Origin of the sequence: Staphylococcus sp. ZWU0021, assembly GCF_000798895.1 — a bacterium.
Lineage (GTDB): Bacteria > Bacillota > Bacilli > Staphylococcales > Staphylococcaceae > Staphylococcus > Staphylococcus saprophyticus.
Window position 1 is genome coordinate 100098 of sequence record NZ_JTLN01000027.1, and the last position, 19091, is coordinate 119188.

15 protein-coding genes are annotated in these 19091 nt (G+C 34.1%); 14 read left to right on the forward strand and 1 reads right to left on the reverse strand.

The genetic code is table 11. The features are described 5' to 3' along the window. Positions 1-8 precede the first annotated feature (8 nt). From fakA to recG, 4 genes are all read left to right on the forward strand, one after another. Entirely contained in the window at positions 9-1667 is a 1659-nt protein-coding gene (fakA, locus tag L987_RS05970) for a fatty acid kinase catalytic subunit FakA (RefSeq protein WP_047503567.1), read from the forward strand. Between the two features lie 333 nt (positions 1668-2000). Then, positions 2001-2666 (forward strand): L-serine ammonia-lyase, iron-sulfur-dependent subunit beta, encoded by a 666-nt coding sequence (gene sdaAB, locus L987_RS05975; RefSeq protein ID WP_002483500.1) that lies wholly within the window; start codon positions 2001-2003, stop codon positions 2664-2666. A gap of 12 nt (positions 2667-2678) precedes the next feature. After that, a complete protein-coding gene (gene sdaAA / locus L987_RS05980) occupies positions 2679-3548 on the forward strand; it encodes an L-serine ammonia-lyase, iron-sulfur-dependent, subunit alpha (protein WP_002483499.1) in 870 nt (289 codons plus the stop codon). Positions 3549-3550: 2 nt separating this feature from the next. Further along, on the forward strand, positions 3551-5596 hold the full coding sequence (gene recG, locus L987_RS05985; protein WP_047503570.1) for an ATP-dependent DNA helicase RecG: 2046 nt from the start codon (positions 3551-3553) through the stop codon (positions 5594-5596). 163 nt (positions 5597-5759) lie between these two features. Here recG and L987_RS05990 read toward each other — a convergent pair whose 3' ends face one another. Further along, positions 5760-7319: a M4 family metallopeptidase gene (locus L987_RS05990; protein WP_371090302.1), complete on the reverse strand. Its 1560-nt coding sequence runs from the start codon at positions 7317-7319 to the stop codon at positions 5760-5762. Positions 7320-7677: 358 nt separating this feature from the next. Between L987_RS05990 and fapR the strand changes: the two genes are divergently transcribed. The 10 genes from fapR to ffh all read left to right on the forward strand — a co-directional run bounded on the left by fapR (position 7678) and on the right by ffh (position 19056). Further along, entirely contained in the window at positions 7678-8247 is a 570-nt protein-coding gene (fapR, locus tag L987_RS05995) for a transcription factor FapR (protein WP_011303287.1), read from the forward strand. Next, positions 8240-9226 (forward strand): phosphate acyltransferase PlsX, encoded by a 987-nt coding sequence (plsX, locus tag L987_RS06000; protein ID WP_002483495.1) that lies wholly within the window; start codon positions 8240-8242, stop codon positions 9224-9226. The genes fapR and plsX overlap by 8 nt, the downstream gene beginning before the upstream one ends. Next, positions 9219-10145: an ACP S-malonyltransferase gene (fabD, locus tag L987_RS06005; RefSeq protein ID WP_047503577.1), complete on the forward strand. Its 927-nt coding sequence runs from the start codon at positions 9219-9221 to the stop codon at positions 10143-10145. Before plsX ends, fabD begins: the two co-directional genes overlap by 8 nt. After that, positions 10138-10872: a 3-oxoacyl-[acyl-carrier-protein] reductase gene (gene fabG / locus L987_RS06010; protein WP_002483493.1), complete on the forward strand. Its 735-nt coding sequence runs from the start codon at positions 10138-10140 to the stop codon at positions 10870-10872. The genes fabD and fabG overlap by 8 nt, the downstream gene beginning before the upstream one ends. A 243-nt stretch (positions 10873-11115) precedes the next feature. Further along, positions 11116-11349 (forward strand): acyl carrier protein, encoded by a 234-nt coding sequence (locus L987_RS06015; RefSeq protein WP_002483492.1) that lies wholly within the window; start codon positions 11116-11118, stop codon positions 11347-11349. A 227-nt stretch (positions 11350-11576) separates the two neighbouring features. After that, on the forward strand, positions 11577-12311 hold the full coding sequence (gene rnc, locus L987_RS06020; protein WP_011303283.1) for a ribonuclease III: 735 nt from the start codon (positions 11577-11579) through the stop codon (positions 12309-12311). A gap of 243 nt (positions 12312-12554) precedes the next feature. After that, positions 12555-16124, forward strand: a complete 3570-nt coding sequence (smc, locus tag L987_RS06025; RefSeq protein ID WP_047503582.1) for a chromosome segregation protein SMC — start codon at positions 12555-12557, stop codon at positions 16122-16124. Beyond that, positions 16121-17341 carry a signal recognition particle-docking protein FtsY gene (ftsY, locus tag L987_RS06030; RefSeq protein WP_011303281.1) on the forward strand — a complete coding sequence of 407 codons (1221 nt, stop codon included), beginning with the start codon at positions 16121-16123 and terminating at the stop codon, positions 17339-17341. The genes smc and ftsY overlap by 4 nt, the downstream gene beginning before the upstream one ends. After that, positions 17328-17660: a putative DNA-binding protein gene (locus tag L987_RS06035; protein ID WP_011303280.1), complete on the forward strand. Its 333-nt coding sequence runs from the start codon at positions 17328-17330 to the stop codon at positions 17658-17660. Before ftsY ends, L987_RS06035 begins: the two co-directional genes overlap by 14 nt. Positions 17661-17688: 28 nt before the next feature. Beyond that, positions 17689-19056, forward strand: a complete 1368-nt coding sequence (gene ffh, locus L987_RS06040) for a signal recognition particle protein (protein WP_011303279.1) — start codon at positions 17689-17691, stop codon at positions 19054-19056. Positions 19057-19091: the final 35 nt, after the last annotated feature.

Here is a 19091-nt window from a genome sequence, read left to right on the forward strand (position 1 = left end):
ATTACGCAATGGTAAGCAAAATAGATGGTAAATTATTTGCCGAGATGATTATACAAGGGGCGCAAAATTTATCAAATCATGCAGACTTAGTTGATTCATTGAACGTTTATCCAGTACCAGATGGAGATACTGGGACGAATATGAATTTGACGATGACATCAGGGAGAGAAGCAGTCGAAAACAATTTATCTCAACAAATTGGTGAACTAGGTAAGACATTTTCTAAAGGTTTATTGATGGGTGCTAGAGGGAACTCTGGTGTGATTTTGTCACAATTATTTAGAGGGTTTAGTAAAAGTTTAGAAACATATGAAACAATTAATGCTAAACAATTTGCTGAAAGTTTTAAAGCAGGTGTAGATACAGCGTATAAAGCAATCATGAAACCAGTTGAGGGAACGATTTTAACAGTAGCAAGAGATGCAGCTGATGCAGCTATACAAAAGGCAGAAGAAACCGACGATTGTATTGAATTAATGGCTTACATTCTCGAAGAAGCAGAAGTCTCACTTGAAAACACACCGAATTTATTACCAGTATTAAAAGAAGTCGGTGTTGTAGATAGTGGAGGTAAAGGCTTAGCTATTGTTTACGCTGGATTTTTAAAAGCATTAAAAGGTGAAACGGTATCTGCACAGTCACCAAAATTAAATAAAGAGTCTTTAGTTAATGAAGAACATGATTTTCATGGCGTAATTAATACGGAAGATATCGTTTATGGCTATTGTACTGAAATGATGGTTCGTTTTGGAAAAAATAAAAAAACCTTTGATGAGCAGAATTTTAGAGAAGACATGAGCCAGTTTGGGGATTCTTTATTAGTTATCAACGATGAGGAAATTGTTAAAGTGCATGTGCATACAGAAAAACCAGGTGACGTATTTAACTATGGTCAACAGTATGGTGAATTAATTAAGTTAAAAGTCGAAAATATGCGTGAACAACATCGTGAAGTTGTGAAAAAAGAACATGACGGTGGCAAAGCAACATCTACAGAAGAAACGCAGGCAGTCGACACTGCAGTCATTGCAATCTCCATGGGTGAAGGTATTTCAGAGATTTTCAAGTCAATGGGTGCGACACACATGATTAGTGGTGGACAAACAATGAATCCATCAACAGAAGATATTGTCAAGATTATTGAACAATCACAATGTAAACGTGCAATCATTTTACCTAATAATAAAAACATTCTAATGGCTAGTGAACAAGCTGCTGAAATTGTAGAAGCTGATACTATAGTCATTCCGACCAAATCAATACCACAAGGCATTGCTGCGTTATTTAATTACGATGAAACTGATTCACTCGAATCTAATAAATCAAGAATGGTGGAATCTTTAGAAGCAGTACGTTCTGGTTCAGTGACATACGCTGTGAGAGATACTAAAATTGATGGTGTTGAAATTAAAAAAGACGCATTTATGGGCTTGATTGAGGATAAAATTGTAACAAGTCATGCTGATCAATTTGAAACGGTTAAGGGATTAATGGCAGAAATGATTAATGAAGATAGTGAAATCATTACGATGATCGTTGGTATGGATGCTGATAAAACAGTTACTTCAGACATTGAAGATTGGATGGAAGCAACATATCCAGACGTTGAATTAGAACAACATGATGGTCAACAACCTGTTTATCAATATTTGTTTTCTGTAGAATAATATAAATCACAGCATTAGAATCTTAAAAGAGTATCATTTATACAATAGTATATGACTTCAAAAGGAAAAACATCGACTATATCAGTCATGTTACAGATGGGAGTGAGAAAATCAGATTTTAAAATTTGATTAATTCTTACTTCCATATTTTTTTGAAATAATGACATTTTTTAAATGGTTTTAAGGTTGTCAGCAATTTAATTTTGCATTTAATAAGAACAATACAACCAGTTTTAGTTTATAATGTTTATTGAACTTGTTATAATAAACAAGTTGTTTAAGAATGAAAGCGTAACACTTTAGAAACATTAAAAATAAGAGTGGGGTATAATTATGAAATATAAAACAGTCTTCGATATAATTGGTCCTACAATGGTAGGCCCTTCGTCTTCTCATACTGCAGGCGCAGTGAGAATTGGTTTAGTAGCTAGAGACTTATTTAATCAATTACCGAAACAAGCTGATATATATCTTTATGGTTCATTTATGGAAACATATAAAGGACATGGCACTGATGTTGCTTTAGTCGGTGGCTTGTTAGGCTACGATACTGATGATGATCGTATACAAACAAGTTTGGAAACTGCTGAGGAAGCTGGGATGAAAGTCAACTTTATTGAAATGGCAGAAGAAAGATCACATCCGAACACGGCTATTATTAATATGCGTGATGGAGACAAAGAAATATCCGTTGAGGGTGTTTCAATTGGTGGCGGAAAAATTGAAGTAGTAGCAATCAATGGATTCAATATCGCGATTAGTGGTAATTACCCGGCATTACTTGTATTCCATAAAGATACGTTTGGTACTATTGGTCGTGTAGCCAATATACTGGGAGACTCAAGTATTAATGTAGGTAGTATGCAAGTATCTAGGAAAGAAAAAGGCGATCAAGCATTAATGACTTGTGAATTAGATGATGCAGTGAATGATGAAATAATAGAGAAAATTAAAAACGTCGATGGTGTAGTGACGGTTTCACTCATGGGAGACGCCTAATGGAGGTATTGCATGTTTAAAAGTGTGAAAGAATTAGTAGAAATGTGTGAAGAGCAAAATAAAAAAATCCATGAAATTATGCTTGAACAAGAAATGGAAGTTACAGGACTATCTGAAGCAGATGTTTATGCACATATGGACAAAAACTTACAAACGATGGAGAATGCTTTAGACGAAGGTTTAGCAGGGGTTACATCTACAACAGGGCTCACTGGTGGAGATGCTGTACTAATTAAAGAATATTTGAAAACGGGGAAATCACTCGCAGGACCAACTTTGTTAGACGCAGTTAGTAAAGCTGTTGCGACAAATGAAGTCAATGCAGCTATGGGGAAAATTTGTGCAACACCTACAGCAGGTTCTGCAGGTGTTGTACCAGGCGTGTTATTTGGTCTTAAACCGCGTTTAGAACCATCAAGAAAAGATATGTTAAATTTCTTATTAACTTCAGGTGCATTTGGTTTTGTTGTTGCCAATAATGCATCTATTTCAGGTGCTGCTGGTGGTTGTCAAGCAGAAGTCGGTTCAGCTGCGGCGATGGCAGCTGGAGCAACTGTAGAACTTGCAGGTGGAACGCCGCAACAGTCAGCTGAAGCTTTTGCAATTTGTTTGAAAAATATGCTAGGTTTAGTATGTGATCCAGTAGCTGGTTTAGTAGAAGTACCTTGTGTTAAGAGAAATGCTGCAGGTGCATCAAACGCAATCGTATCTGCGGACATGGCTTTGGCAGGTGTGACTTCAAGGATTCCTACAGATGAAGTGATTGAAGCAATGTATAAAATCGGTCAAACGATGCCATCCGCTCTACGTGAAACAGGTCGTGGAGGTTTAGCAGGTACACCTACGGGTCAGCGCCTAAAACAAGAAATATTTGGTGATTAATTATGTCAAAAGTCAATTTAATTGAAAGTCCATTTCCATTATCTCAAATAAAAGGATTAGGTCCGAAACGCTTAGCAGTATTGAATGAATTAAATATTCATACTGTTGAAGATTTAATTCTATATTTACCAACACGTTACGAAGATAATACTGTAATTGACTTAAATGAAGCTGAAGATCAAGCGATAGTGACAGTGGTGGGTGAAGTTTATTCAACACCAACTGTCGCTTTTTTTGGTCGTAATAAATCTAAATTAACAGTACATATCATGGTCGACCAAATTGCTGTGAAATGCACATTTTTCAATCAGCCTTATTTAAAAAAGAAAATAGAATCACATGGAACCGTAACAGTCAAAGGAAAATGGAATAGAGCAAAGCAAGAAATCAACGGTAACAGAATGTTTTTTAGCCAACAAATGGATGAGAGCGGACAATATGAACCTGTATATCGCATTAAAGAAGGTATTAAACAAAAGCCTTTAAGAGATATGATTAGACAGGTACTAGATCAGGTGACGATTCAAGAATGGCTCTCTGAAGACTTAAGAAAAAAATACAAATTAGAAACTTTAGAAGATACAATTAAAGCTTTGCATTTTGCAACTGATAAAGCATCTTTACTGAAAGCACGTAGAACATATGCTTTCACAGAATTATTTATGTTTGAATTAAGAATGCAGTGGTTGAATCGTCTTGAAAAAACATCAGATGAAGCAATTGACGTAGACTATGATATTAATTTAGTTAAACATTTTATAGATAGTCTACCGTTTGAATTAACAGACGCTCAGAAACATAGCGTGAATGAAATATTCAGAGATTTGAAAGCACCCATTCGCATGCATCGTTTATTACAAGGCGATGTAGGTTCTGGTAAAACAGTTGTCGCTGCTATTTGTATGTATGCCTTGAAAACAGCAGGCTATCAGTCAGCTTTAATGGTTCCGACAGAAATATTAGCGGAGCAACATGCAGAAAGTTTAGTTGACCTATTTGGTGATAGAATGAACGTGGCTTTATTGACTGGCTCTGTTAAAGGCAAAAAACGGAAGCTGTTATTAGAACAACTGAATAATAATGAAATTGATTGTATCATTGGAACACATGCATTAATTCAGGATGATGTTAAGTTTAATAATGTGGGTCTTGTTATTACAGATGAACAACATCGTTTTGGTGTTAATCAGCGACAGTTGTTAAGAGAAAAAGGTGCTATGACCAATGTCTTATTTATGACAGCAACGCCGATACCAAGAACATTAGCCATTTCAGTATTCGGTGAAATGGATGTTTCTTCAATTAAACAATTACCTAAAGGTAGAAAACCAATCATCACTTCTTGGTCTAAGCATGAGGCTTATGAAAGTGTATTAAATCAAATGACTTCAGAACTGAAGAAGGGTAGACAAGCTTATGTCATTTGCCCACTGATTGAAAGTTCAGAGCATCTTGAAGATGTACAAAATGTTGTTGAATTATATGAATCATTGCAATCATATTATGGAGTTGAAAAGGTTGGTCTGCTTCATGGTAAATTACATTCAGATGAGAAAGATGAAGTGATGCAACGATTTAGCAATCATGAAATTGATATATTAGTGTCAACAACGGTAGTTGAAGTAGGTGTGAACGTGCCAAATGCGACGTTTATGATGATATATGATGCTGATCGTTTTGGTTTGTCTACGTTACATCAATTGCGTGGACGAGTGGGGAGAAGTGAACAACAAAGTTACTGTGTATTAATCGCATCACCGAAAACAGAAACAGGTATTGAACGTATGAATATCATGACCCAGACTACAGATGGCTTTGAACTTAGTGAACGTGATTTAGAAATGAGGGGGCCAGGCGATTTCTTTGGTGTAAAGCAGAGCGGTTTACCTGATTTCTTGGTTGCAAATGTAGTGGAAGATTATAAAATGCTAGAAGTTGCTAGAGATGAAGCCGCCGAATTAATACAGTCGGGTGTCTTCTTTGAACCACAATATAATATATTAAAATCTTTTATTGAAGAAAATTTATTGTATATGAGTTTTGATTAAAAATTGTTAGTTTGTATTTCATGCAAATCCATTGTATACTTTCTATTATATTCTAAATAAAAATGACACTCGTAAATAATTTAATTATTTACGAATGCCATCCGAAGTTAGAATATGATTTATTGTGGGAGTCTGTTAGATAATTAATTATCTAACAGGCTTTTTAGTTTACGCCAACTTCTGTCCAAGCTTTATCAATAGCGTCAGCTTCAGCGCTATTATCACCATAAAGTTTATTTGCGGCTTCTTTTAAAGCTGTTTTAGCATCTGAAAATTCTGAATTTTGCGTCATATATTGAGTTAATGCAAGGTAGTAAATTTGTTCAGCTTTATCTTTTCCAATTTCATTAATTGTCAGATATGCAGCCTTGTTAGGAATACCACTATTTGTGTGTACACCACCATTATCCTGACTACCTGATTGATATTGATCCATGTGTGCCGGTTGATTATATCTTTCAGGGTCTTTTAAGCTTCTAAGACCATCTCCTTCAGTTCCAGGTGTATATACATCTTCACCCATTAACCAGTCATCTGGATCTACAAAATACCCAAATACATCTGAAAATGATTCATTCAAAGCGCCTGATTGATCTTGATATTTTAAGTTAGACGTACGCTCAGTTACGGCATGTGTTAATTCATGAGCGATGATATCATTGGCTCCTGATAATGCTTTGAAGGTTTGTCCATCACCATCACCGTATATCATATATTGCCCTGTCCACGCAGCATTATTGTAATCTTTATCATAGTGTACGACAGAGTCAATCTTTCCTCCGGCGTTATCATAACTATCACGATGATGTTTATCTAAATAATAGTTATACACTTCATTAGCATAATAATGTGCATCTACGCCAGCCTTGTGTTCTTCCTTGTCGAAATTATTACTATCGTTTGTGATTTCTGAAAAATCATCTGTAGTATTATTAGCAGTTTGTGTATGCATTTCTGCATTTTGTGTTGTATCTTTTAATGTGTATTCACCATTATTCTCTGTTAAATTCAATGGTGACTTTTCATCATCGTTCACGCCTGTACCTTTTCCTGTTGCTGAGGCATTTTTGATGACATTTTCTTTATTCAATATTTCTCCAGTGCTAGCATCGACTTGAATTTTCCAATGAGCGGCCTTAGGTGAAATATAGTTTAATTCAACATCGTATACAAGTTTTTGACTGTCGCTGTTAATATCTAATTTGTTTTTATTTACGATATCATAGCCTTTGATATTGTTAACATCTGCCTTGTTTTTTCCTATAGCTTTAAATGCGCTATTTTCAGCATCAACTGCAGAAATTTTCACTTCGTTGTCAACCTTGACAGTTGGTTTATCAATGCTACCGTTTATTAAAGTGACATCACCTTGTTTGTTTACATGAACTTTTAATGCGCTATCTTCAGCAGTTATACCATTGACTTTGGGTTTCAAGGTATAATGAGTGATTCCAGTAGCGTCTTGTTGTTTATCTGTAATTTCATATTGCTCAAATGCATTATCTTGAACATTAGCATTTCCAGATTCTTTAGATTCCTTGATAATCTTTGATGCATTATTTTGTAAATATGCTTTTACATCTTGATCATTATGAACTTTTGTATTTATGGGTTTCTTGAGACTTTCTGGTTTGATGCTATTGTTTTCTTGCGCGTGTGCTTGTAATGATGTGACAGATATCAGTGAACATGTTACGAGTGTTGTGGTAATCAATTTCTTCATCATGTAATCCTTCTAATTATTAATCTTTTGGCTTTAGAAACAATTGCTTTTCATATAAATATTTATTTACATAAAATATCACACCCCTTTAAATTATTTTGAATTATACGTTCCAAATATTTTTATTTCAATAGTGCACTACAAATAATCTTTTAATTGTTACATTTGTAATAAAATAGTAATGTTAAAAGAGTTTTTTGATACTATATAAAAAACTTATTATTAAATTGAGCTAATGCTAAAGCAAATTTAATTTAGCGACAGCATATGTTTTTTGTTGAGCAAATGAAATAGAAAGTGTTATGATATGTTAGGAATGTTTAAGACTTGGTACTAAAAACATGGGAGTTTGAATGCGATGAAATTAAAAAAACAAGAACGACGTAATGAAATAAAAAATGAAATAGAGAAAAATCCTTTTATTACTGACTTAGATTTAAGTGTGTTGTTCTCGGTGAGTATTCAAACGATTAGACTTGATCGTACACATTTAAATATTCCTGAGCTAAGAACACGCATTAAAACTGTTGCAAAAGAAAATTACGAAAGTATTCGCTCTATAGAAGGTAGTGAAATTATTGGGGATGTAATCAATGTACAACCTGATCAAACTGCCACTTCAATTATAAGAATAGACGAAAAATCTGTGTTTACTAGAAATAAAATTGCTAGAGGACATGTATTGTTCGCACAAGCAAACTCCCTGTGTGTGGCACTGATACATAAACCAGTTGTTTTAACAAGAGATAGTAATGTAACATTTATAAAAACAGTAAAATTAAATGAAACGGTACGTGCTGATGCACAAACTATTGAAATTAGAGATAAATTTTATACGATAAAAGTGCGATCATATGTAAAAGATACGCTCGTTTTTAAAGGAACTTTCAAAATGTATTATACAAGTGAGGATGAACAAAATGGTTAAATTAGCGATTGATATGATGGGTGGAGATGATGCACCTGGAATCGTTTTGGAAGCTGTTGAAAAAGCGGTTAATGATTTTAAAGATTTAGAAATAATTTTATTTGGAGATTCATCGCAATGTACATTAGAACATGATCGTGTAGAAGTGCGTCACTGTACGGAATCTATCACGATGGATGATGAACCAGTAAGAGCAATTAAACGTAAAAAAGACAGCTCTATGGCGCGTATGGCTGAAGCAGTTAAGTCGGGTGAAGCCGATGGATGTGTTTCTGCTGGTAATACTGGCGCACTGATGTCTGCTGGACTATTCATCGTTGGTCGTATTAAAGGTGTAGAACGACCTGCATTGGTTGTTACGCTACCGACTGTATCAGGTAAAGGTTTTGTATTTATGGATGTAGGTGCTAATGCTGATGCAAAAGCAGAACATTTATTGCAATATGCTCAGTTGGGTAATATTTACGCTCAAAAAATTAGAGGTATTGCTGAACCATCTGTAAGCTTGTTAAATATTGGTACAGAAGCAGCGAAAGGTAATAGTTTAACTAAGAAAGCATACCGTTTAATGGAAGATCAACATGATTTTAACTTTACAGGTAATGTCGAAGCGAAAGGTTTAATGAATGATGTTGCTGATGTTGTAGTCACTGATGGCTATACAGGTAATATGATTCTTAAAAATCTAGAAGGTGTTGCAAAAGCAATGGGTAAAATGTTTAAATCTACACTGTTAAGTAGTTTTAAAAATAAAATGGCAGCACTGATTTTACGCAAAGACTTGAACGGTTTAATGACAAAAATGGATTATGCAGAATATGGTGGTTCAGTATTGTTAGGATTAAATGGTACGGTAGTAAAAGCACATGGCAGTTCAAGTGCAAAAGCATTCTATTCTGCAATTCGTCAGGCAAAAATTGCTGGTGAACAAGAAATTGTGAAAACAATGAAAGAAACGGTGGGCACAGAAAATGAGTAAAACGGCAATTATCTTTCCAGGTCAAGGTTCTCAAAAAGTTGGTATGGCGAATGATTTATACGAACATAATGAAGCAGCGACTACAATTTTAAATCAAGCCCAAAACGCTGTGGATTTTGATATTTTAGAAACGATGTTTACAGATAAAGAAGCAAAGTTAGGCCAAACAGAAAATACGCAACCAGTTTTATTAACGCATAGTTCAGCTTTATTAAACGCCCTTAATGATTTAAATGCAGATTATACTATGGGACATAGTCTGGGGGAATATGTGAGTTTAGTTGCAAGTGGTGTATTGAAATTTGAAGATGCAGTAAAAATTGTAAGAAAACGTGGTCAACTTATGGCAGAAGCCTTTCCAGATGGTGTGGGTAGTATGGCAGCCGTACTTGGACTGGATTATGAAGCGGTTGACGCAATTTGTAAACAGCTTTCTACAGAGAGTGAAATTATTGAACCAGCTAATATCAATTCACCGGGTCAAATTGTTGTATCTGGCCATAAATCATTGATTGATCAGTTAGTTGAAGAAGGGAAATCGCTAGGTGCTAAACGTGTAATGCCATTAGCAGTTTCAGGTCCATTCCATTCATCAATGATGCAAGTTATCAAAGATGATTTTGCAGATTTTATTGACCAGTTTGAGTGGTCTGATGCTCAATTCCCGGTTGTACAAAATGTGCATGCACAAGGTGAAACAGATGCAAATGTAATTAAAGCGCATATGATTGAACAATTATATTCACCAGTGCAATTTATTGATTCTACAGAGTGGTTAATTGAACAAGGTGTTGATCATTTCATCGAAATTGGTCCTGGTAAAGTACTTTCAGGATTAATTAGAAAAATTAATAAAAATGTAAAAGTTACCTCAATTCAAACATTAGAAGATGTGAAAGGTTGGAATGAAAATGACTAAAAGTGCATTGGTTACAGGTGCTTCAAGAGGAATAGGACGCAGTATTGCTATACAATTAGCGGAAGAAGGCTATAAAGTTGCAGTGAACTATGCTGGAAATAAAGAAAAAGCAGACGCTGTTGTGGAAGAAATCAAAGCTAAAGGCGTTGAAGCTTTTGCAATTCAAGCAAACGTTGCAAATGGTGACGAAGTTAAAGCGATGATTAAAGAAGTCGTTAGCCAATTTGGTTCAGTAGATGTGCTTGTTAATAATGCAGGTATCACACGCGATAATTTATTAATGAGAATGAAAGAACAAGAATGGGACGATGTCATTGATACAAATTTAAAAGGTGTATTTAATTGTATTCAAAAAGTAACACCACAAATGTTAAGACAAAAGAGTGGCTCAATTATTAACTTATCAAGTGTCGTGGGTGCAGTAGGTAATCCTGGACAAGCTAACTATGTTGCTACAAAAGCGGGTGTAATTGGATTGACTAAATCAGCAGCTAGAGAGTTAGCTTCTAGAAATATTACAGTGAATGCTGTAGCACCTGGTTTTATTGTTTCTGATATGACAGATGCTTTAAGTGAGGAACTCAAAGCACAAATGTTAGAACAAATTCCATTAGCTAAATTTGGTGAAGATTCTGATATAGCCAATACTGTAGCGTTTTTAGCTTCAGAGAAGGCAAAATATATTACTGGACAAACGATTCATGTCAATGGCGGCATGTACATGTAAGTCGATTTAGAAAAAATAATCATCGCTACAAGCTTTTAAACAATAGTGGTATGACTGATTATATTTTTTAAGTAAAATGTCATTTTGGATGTCTGACACATGCGTCATGATACGGTATAATTGTCAAATTTAGTAGATTATGTGTATTTCTAGTGTATCAATTGAAATACTACTTGTATTTCAATTGATAAAATGGGAAAATATAAAAGTCTATCAATAGACTTTTAAAGGAGGTGAATCGACGTGGAAAACTTCGACAAAGTAAAAGATATCATCGTTGACCGTTTAGGTGTTGACGCTGAAAAAGTAACTGAAGATGCATCTTTCAAAGATGATTTAGGCGCTGACTCACTTGATATCGCTGAATTAGTTATGGAATTAGAAGATGAATTTGGTACTGAAATTCCTGATGAAGAAGCTGAAAAAATCAACACAGTTGGTGACGCAGTTAAATTTATCAACAGTATTGAAAAATAATAAACAAATATCTGAGTCGTTGTCATTACGGCTCAGATTTTTTGTTTTTTTGATAGAATCAATGAAACTTAACGCATGATTTTTTGTACCTTCGATATTAACTACATCCATGACTTGTCGCTGTTTTACATGCGAAAAACAACAGTTTTTTCTTTAGTTTTGATGTGATTTCACGTAAAATATAAAGGTATACAGAATCCTAGCGCTATTTCTGAGGAGGAACTAGATTGACCAATCAAAAAAAGAAAGAAATGGTACAAACATTCCAAAATAAGTTTGAAAAAAAGATGCAAGAATTAAATTTAGATTTTAACCGAGTGGATTTATATCAACAAGCTTTTTCTCATTCAAGCTTTATCAATGACTTTAATATGAACAGGCTTGACCACAATGAGCGATTAGAATTTTTAGGAGATGCGGTATTAGAATTGACGGTTTCACGCTATTTATTTGATAAATACCCAGAATTGCCTGAAGGTAATTTGACTAAAATGCGTGCAACAATTGTTTGTGAGCCCTCACTTGTAATATTTGCGAATAAAATTCAGCTCAACGATTTAATTTTATTAGGTAAAGGCGAAGAAAAGACAGGTGGTAGAACACGACCTTCACTTGTATCCGATGCGTTTGAAGCATTTGTCGGAGCGTTGTATTTAGACCAAGGATTAGAGGCAGTCTGGCAATTTTCTGAACAAATCATTTTCCCATATGTGGAAGATGATGAATTGGACGGTGTTGTAGACTTTAAGACGCAATTTCAAGAATATGTACATAGACAAAATAAGGGAGATGTCACATATCGTCTGATAAATGAAGAAGGACCGGCGCACCATCGTCTTTTTACTTCTGAAGTGATTCTAGAAGAAGATGCCGTAGCAGAAGGCAAAGGTAAAACAAAAAAAGAATCTGAACAAAAAGCTGCAGAACGTGCATATAAAATATTGAAAAATAAAAACGCTTAACATTGGATGCGTTTAAACATCATGATTCACTAGATGGAAATATCATAGTTATAAGTATGATTAATGATGACATAGCATTTATATAATGAAAAATTGCGTTTTTAAATATACAGCTAAGATTAAATAATTAAGTTAATCATAATAAGATGGAATAAATGTTATGAATGGCGAATGAAGTTAAAATGAATTAGCCATTTCATTCCCGTGCTGTAGAACAGTCAGGAATATTTAAAGGAGAATAGTATGGTTTATTTAAAATCTATAGATGCCTTTGGTTTTAAGTCATTTGCTGAACATACAAATGTCCAATTTGATGAAGGTGTAACAGCAATTGTTGGACCTAATGGTAGCGGTAAAAGTAATATTACTGATGCGATAAAATGGGTGTTAGGTGAACAGTCAGCTAAATCATTACGTGGCGCCAAAATGGAAGATATTATATTTTCAGGCGCCGAGCATAGAAAAGCTCAAAATTATGCAGAAGTAAAATTGAAATTAGAGAATAGTTCTGGAAAGTTACAAGTTGATTCAACTGAAGTAACAGTTACACGTCGTTTGTATCGAAGTGGCGAAAGTGAATATTATTTGAATAATGATAGAGCAAGATTGAAAGATATCATTGATTTATTTTTAGATTCAGGGTTAGGAAAAGAAGCGTTCAGTATTATTTCGCAAGGACGTGTAGACGAAATATTAAATGCTAAGCCTATAGATAGAAGGCAAATATTAGAAGAATCTGCTGGAGTTTTAAAATATAAAAAAAGAAAAGCAACTTCTGTTAAAAAATTGGATCAAACAGAAGATAATTTGTCACGCGTAGAAGATATACTTTATGACTTAGAAGGTCGTGTAGAACCATTACGTGAAGAAGCCGCGATTGCAAAAGAATACAAACACTTATCCAAAGAAATGGAAAAAAGTGACGTCTTAGTAACGGTCCATGATATAAAACAATATAGTGACAATATTAATGAATTAGATGATAATTTAAACCATTTAAAAAGTCAGCAGGCAACAAAGGATGCTGAAAAAGTACAACATACACAATCTTTAAATAAATATAAAGCTGAAAGACAACAATTAGATATACGCATCGAGTCATTAAATTTCGAGTTGGTCAAAGCAACTGAAGAAGTAGAAAAATTCACAGGACAGCTCAATGTATTGGAAGAACGAAAAAGAAATCAATCGGAAACGAATGCACGCTTTGAAGAAGAACAAGAAAGTCTATTAAATCAAGCTGAGAATTTAAATAAAGAGAAGACAGAAGTTCAGTTAGAAATCGATAGATTAAAAGCTCAACAAAAAGAATTAAATGAAAAAGTGCAATATTTAGAATCACAATTGTATGTTACTGATGAACAACATGATGAAAAACTTGAAACCATTAAAGATGAATATTATCAACTTATGTCTGAACAATCAGATGTAAATAATGATATTCGCTTTTTAGAACATACGATACAGGAAAATGAATCAAAACAATCACGTTTAGATTCAAGGTTAGTAGAGGCGTATGAACAATTAAAGCATATTCAATCTGATATTAATGAGGCAGAAAAGCAAAGCACAACAACGAAAAAAGAACTGAAAAACGCAGAACAACAATTGAATGAATACGAACGTAAATTAACACAATTAAAACAACAACGTAGTGAATATGAAGAAAAATTACATCAAGCATATCGTTTTAATGAAAAGTTAAAGTCTCGTATTGATAGTGCGGCAACACAACAAGAAGAATATAGTTACTTTTTTAATGGTGTAAAGCATATTCTGAAAGCTAAAAACAAACAACTTACAGGTATACGAGGGGCAGTTGCTGAAGTTATTCAAGTACCTTCTGATTTAACAAAAGCGATTGAAATAGCTTTAGGCGCCTCTTTACAACATGTAATAGTAGATTCTGAAAAAGATGGCAGACAAGCGATTCAATATCTTAAACAAAATGGATTGGGTAGAGCGACCTTTTTACCTTTAAATGTGATACAACCAAGACATATTGCGAATGATATTTTAAATTCTGCAAAAACGTCCCAAGGATTCATTAATATTGCATCAGAGGCTATCCAAGTCGATTCAGATTATCAGAATGTATTACAAAATTTATTAGGAAACACCATTATTGTCGATGAATTAAAAAATGCAAATGAGTTAGCAAGAAAAATTCGTTATCGCACTAGAATTGTTACGCTCGAGGGCGATATCGTTAACCCAGGTGGATCGATGACTGGTGGTGGTGATCGTAAAACTAAAAGCATATTGGCACAAAAAGATGATCTAGCTAAAATGCGAGCACAACTAGAAGACTATCAACAACAAACCATTGAATTCGAAAAGCAATTTCAAGCAATTAAAGAAGCGTCAGATCAAATTAGTGAAAATTATTTTGAAACAAGTCAACAATATAATTCTGCAAAACAAAGATTACATGATTTTGAATTAGAATTAGACCGTTTGAGAAAAAGTGAAGCACATTTGAAAGATGAACATGAAGAATTTGAATTCGAAAAAAATGATGGTTATCAAAGTGAAGCAAGTAAGCAGACGTTAACAGAAAAGAAACAAAGACTTGACCAAATTAAAGCGCAATTACTTAAACTTGAAGAAGACATCAATCTTTACACTAAATTATCAAAAGAAGGTAAAGCAAGCACCACTCAAACCCAACAACAATTACATCAAAAACAGTCAGATTTAGCTGTCGTAAAAGAACGTTTAAATGCCCAAAAACAATCTCTTACAAAAATCACTAAACAATTGGAAAGTGTAGAGAAGCAACAAGAAAAATTGGATGAGCAAATTAAATTATTTAACTCAGATGAAATGACTGGGGAAAAAGCATTTGAAACGATTCAAAGTCATATTGAACAAAGTAAGGTTACTAAAGAAAAACTTACTGTTGATATAGAAGACGTTAAATCGCGCAGACTAGAATTGAATGATACAATTGAAGAGACAGATCAAAAACTTCAAGAGGCTAACCAAGATATATTATCTATTGAAAATCGCTATCAAGATATCAAGGCAGAACAGTCACGTTTGGATGTGTTAATCAATCATGCGATTGACCATTTGAGCGATGATTATCATTTAACTTATGAACGTGCAAGTGAATTATATGAATTAGATGAAGCGATTGATGTATTACGTAAAAAAGTAAAATTAACAAAAATGTCAATAGAAGAACTAGGGCCTGTTAATTTGAATGCAATTGAGCAATTTGAAGAAATTAATACGCGCTATACGTTTTTAGATGAACAACGTGCTGATTTAAGAGCAGCTAAATTAACTTTAGAACAATTGATTGATGAAATGGATCAAGAAGTAAAAGATCGTTTTAAAGAAACGTTCCATGCAGTACAAGGCCACTTTGCTGATGTGTTTAAATCTCTTTTTGGTGGTGGACAAGCAGAACTACGCCTTACTGATGATGATTATTTATCAGCGGGTGTGGATATTATTGTGCAACCACCTGGTAAAAAACTACAGCACTTATCGTTATTAAGTGGTGGGGAAAGAGCACTAAGTGCTATCGCATTATTATTTGCCATACTTAAAGTACGCTCAGCACCATTTGTAATTTTAGATGAAGTTGAAGCCGCTTTAGATGAAGCTAATGTAATACGTTACGCGCAATACTTAAAAGAATTATCAGATCAGACTCAATTTATAGTTATTACACATCGTAAAGGCACAATGGAATTTTCAGATAGATTATATGGTGTGACGATGCAAGAATCTGGCGTATCTAAATTAGTGAGTGTTAATTTAAATACAATTGATGAAGTCATTAAGGAGGAACAAGTATGAGCTTTTTCAAACGGTTAAAAGATAAATTTGCTTCTTCATCAGAAGCGGAAAATAAGCAAGAAGATTTAGAGCAATTATCTGAATTAGAACAACAAGATACGGATCAAACGAAAGAAGACGAACCAAAGAAAAAACCTAAAAAATTAAAAGAAGCCGATTTTGATGATGATGGTCTAATTTCTATAGAGGATTTTGAAGAGATAGAGGCACAACAATTAGGTGCGAAATTTAGAGCAGGTTTAGAAAAATCAAGAGAAAATTTCCAAGCACAACTAAACAACTTAATCGCACGTTACCGTAAAGTAGATGAAGAATTCTTTGAAGCATTAGAAGAAATGTTAATTACTGCAGATGTTGGTTTTAATACAGTTATGCAGTTAGTTGAAGAATTAAGAGAAGAAGCACAAAAACGTAATATATCAGAAACAGAAGATTTACGTGAGGTTATCGTAGAAAAAATTGTTGAAATATACCATCAAGATGATGAACACTCAGAAGTCATGAATATAGAAAACGAAGGTCTGAATGTTATTTTAATGGTTGGTGTAAATGGCGTAGGTAAAACGACTACAATTGGTAAGTTGGCTCATCGTTACCAAGCTGAAGGTAAAAAAGTTATGCTTGCTGCAGGTGACACTTTCAGAGCAGGCGCAATTCAACAGTTAAAAGTATGGGGAGAACGCGTTGGCGTTGATGTTATGAGTCAAAATGAAGGTTCAGATCCTGCTGCTGTGATGTACGATGCAATTAATGCAGCGAAAAGTAAAGGCATTGATATTTTAATTTGTGATACAGCGGGTCGTCTACAAAACAAATCTAATCTGATGAATGAATTAGAAAAAGTAAAACGTGTTATCAGCCGTGCAGTACCTGAAGCACCACATGAAGTACTGTTATGTTTAGACGCAACAACTGGACAAAATGCCTTATCACAAGCTAAATCGTTTAAAGAAGTGACTAATGTAACAGGGATTGTGTTAACTAAACTAGATGGAACTGCTAAAGGTGGTATTGTATTAGCGATACGTAATGAATTGCACATACCAGTTAAATATGTTGGCTTAGGTGAAAAATTAGATGACTTGCAACCATTCAATCCTGAAAGTTATGTATATGGTCTGTTTGCTGATATGATAGAGCAAAATGTAGAAGAAGTCGATGATGTAACTGATGAACAATCGAACGAAATTGAAGGTCAATCTGATGAGTCAAAATGATTTAATAAAAACAATTCGTATGAATTACTTGTTTGATTTTTATCAAGCCTTGCTCACTAAGAAGCAAAGAAATTATTTAGAATTATTTTACCTGCAAGACTATTCATTGAGTGAGATAGCTAATACATTTGATGTGAGTCGCCAAGCAGTGTATGATAACATAAGAAGAACTGGCGATTTAGTGGAAGATTATGAGGAAAAATTGGGATTATATCGAAATTTTGAACAAAGACAGAACTTATATGAACAAATAAAACAACATATTAATGATCCAGAACAAATAAAAAAATATATTCAAGCACTTGAAGATTTAGATTAATTAGAGAACAAAAAGGAGGGTATTTGATATGGCATTTGAAGGATTATCCGATCGTTTACAAGGAACGATGCAAAAAATCCGTGGTAAAGGTAAAGTGACAGAAGCAGACATTAAGCTAATGATGCGTGAAGTTAGACTCGCATTATTAGAAGCCGATGTTAACTTTAAAGTTGTAAAGGATTTTGTCAAAACTGTATCAGATAGAGCTTTAGGTTCAGATGTTATGAAATCATTAACACCTGGACAACAAGTGATTAAAATTGTTCAAGAAGAACTTACCCAATTAATGGGTGGGGAAAATTCAACAATTACGATGGCAAATAAACCACCTACTGTTGTGATGATGGTTGGTTTACAAGGTGCCGGAAAAACAACAACTGCAGGTAAACTCGCATTATTAATGCGTAAAAAATACAATAAAAAACCTATGCTGGTAGCTGCTGATATTTATCGTCCGGCTGCAATAGATCAATTGCAAACAGTTGGTAAACAGATTGATATACCAGTTTATAGCGAAGGTGACCAAGTCAAACCGCAGCAAATTGTAGAAAATGCAATTAAGCATGCTAAAGAAGAACATTTAGACTTTGTTATTATTGATACAGCAGGTCGTTTACACGTTGATGAAGCTTTAATGCAAGAGTTAAGTGATGTTAAAGAAATCACAAAACCTGATGAAATCATGCTTGTCGTGGATGCAATGACAGGTCAAGATGCAGTTAATGTTGCACAATCCTTTGATGAACAATTAGAGGTATCTGGTGTAACGCTAACTAAACTCGATGGTGATACGCGCGGTGGTGCTGCGTTATCCATTAGATCCGTAACTCAAAAACCAATTAAATTTGTTGGTATGAGTGAAAAATTAGACGGTTTAGAACCATTCCACCCTGAACGTATGGCATCTCGCATTCTCGGTATGGGTGACGTACTAAGTCTAATAGAAAAAGCACAACAAGATGTAGATGAAGACAAAGCAAAAGATTTAGAAAAGAAAATGCGCACGTCTTCCTTCACTTTAGATGACTTTTTAGAACAACTTGATCAAGTGAAAAATCTTGGTCCTTTAGATGATATTATGAAAATGATACCGGGTATGAACAAGATGAAAGGTATCGATAAACTTAATATGAATGAAAAGCAAATCGATCATATTAAAGCAATTATACAATCCATGACACCAAGTGAACGTAACGATCCAGATACTTTAAATGTATCTCGAAAAAAACGTATCGCTAAAGGCTCAGGACGTTCAGTTCAAGAAGTTAACAGATTGATGAAACAATTCAATGATATGAAGAAAATGATGAAACAATTTTCCGGTGGCGGCAAAGGTAAAAAAGGAAAACGTAAACAGATGGAAAATATGATGAATGGTATGAATTTACCGTTTTAAAATGTGTTTCTTAAATTGAGTAATAATTAAAAAGT

Excerpts from the sequence above, each read along its gene's own strand:
- plsX (WP_002483495.1), top strand. The coding sequence starts at position 8,240 with ATGGTTAAATTAGCGATTGATATGATGGGTGGAGATGATGCACCTGGA.
- fabD (WP_047503577.1), top strand. The coding sequence starts at position 9,219 with ATGAGTAAAACGGCAATTATCTTTCCAGGTCAAGGTTCTCAAAAAGTT.
- recG (WP_047503570.1), top strand. The coding sequence starts at position 3,551 with ATGTCAAAAGTCAATTTAATTGAAAGTCCATTTCCATTATCTCAAATA.
- L987_RS06035 (WP_011303280.1), top strand. The coding sequence starts at position 17,328 with ATGAGTCAAAATGATTTAATAAAAACAATTCGTATGAATTACTTGTTT.
- ftsY (WP_011303281.1), top strand. The coding sequence starts at position 16,121 with ATGAGCTTTTTCAAACGGTTAAAAGATAAATTTGCTTCTTCATCAGAA.
- L987_RS05990 (WP_371090302.1), bottom strand. The coding sequence starts at position 7,319 with ATGAAGAAATTGATTACCACAACACTCGTAACATGTTCACTGATATCT.
- sdaAA (WP_002483499.1), top strand. The coding sequence starts at position 2,679 with ATGTTTAAAAGTGTGAAAGAATTAGTAGAAATGTGTGAAGAGCAAAAT.
- fapR (WP_011303287.1), top strand. The coding sequence starts at position 7,678 with ATGAAATTAAAAAAACAAGAACGACGTAATGAAATAAAAAATGAAATA.
- fakA (WP_047503567.1), top strand. The coding sequence starts at position 9 with ATGGTAAGCAAAATAGATGGTAAATTATTTGCCGAGATGATTATACAA.
- ffh (WP_011303279.1), top strand. The coding sequence starts at position 17,689 with ATGGCATTTGAAGGATTATCCGATCGTTTACAAGGAACGATGCAAAAA.
- smc (WP_047503582.1), top strand. The coding sequence starts at position 12,555 with ATGGTTTATTTAAAATCTATAGATGCCTTTGGTTTTAAGTCATTTGCT.
- fabG (WP_002483493.1), top strand. The coding sequence starts at position 10,138 with ATGACTAAAAGTGCATTGGTTACAGGTGCTTCAAGAGGAATAGGACGC.
- sdaAB (WP_002483500.1), top strand. The coding sequence starts at position 2,001 with ATGAAATATAAAACAGTCTTCGATATAATTGGTCCTACAATGGTAGGC.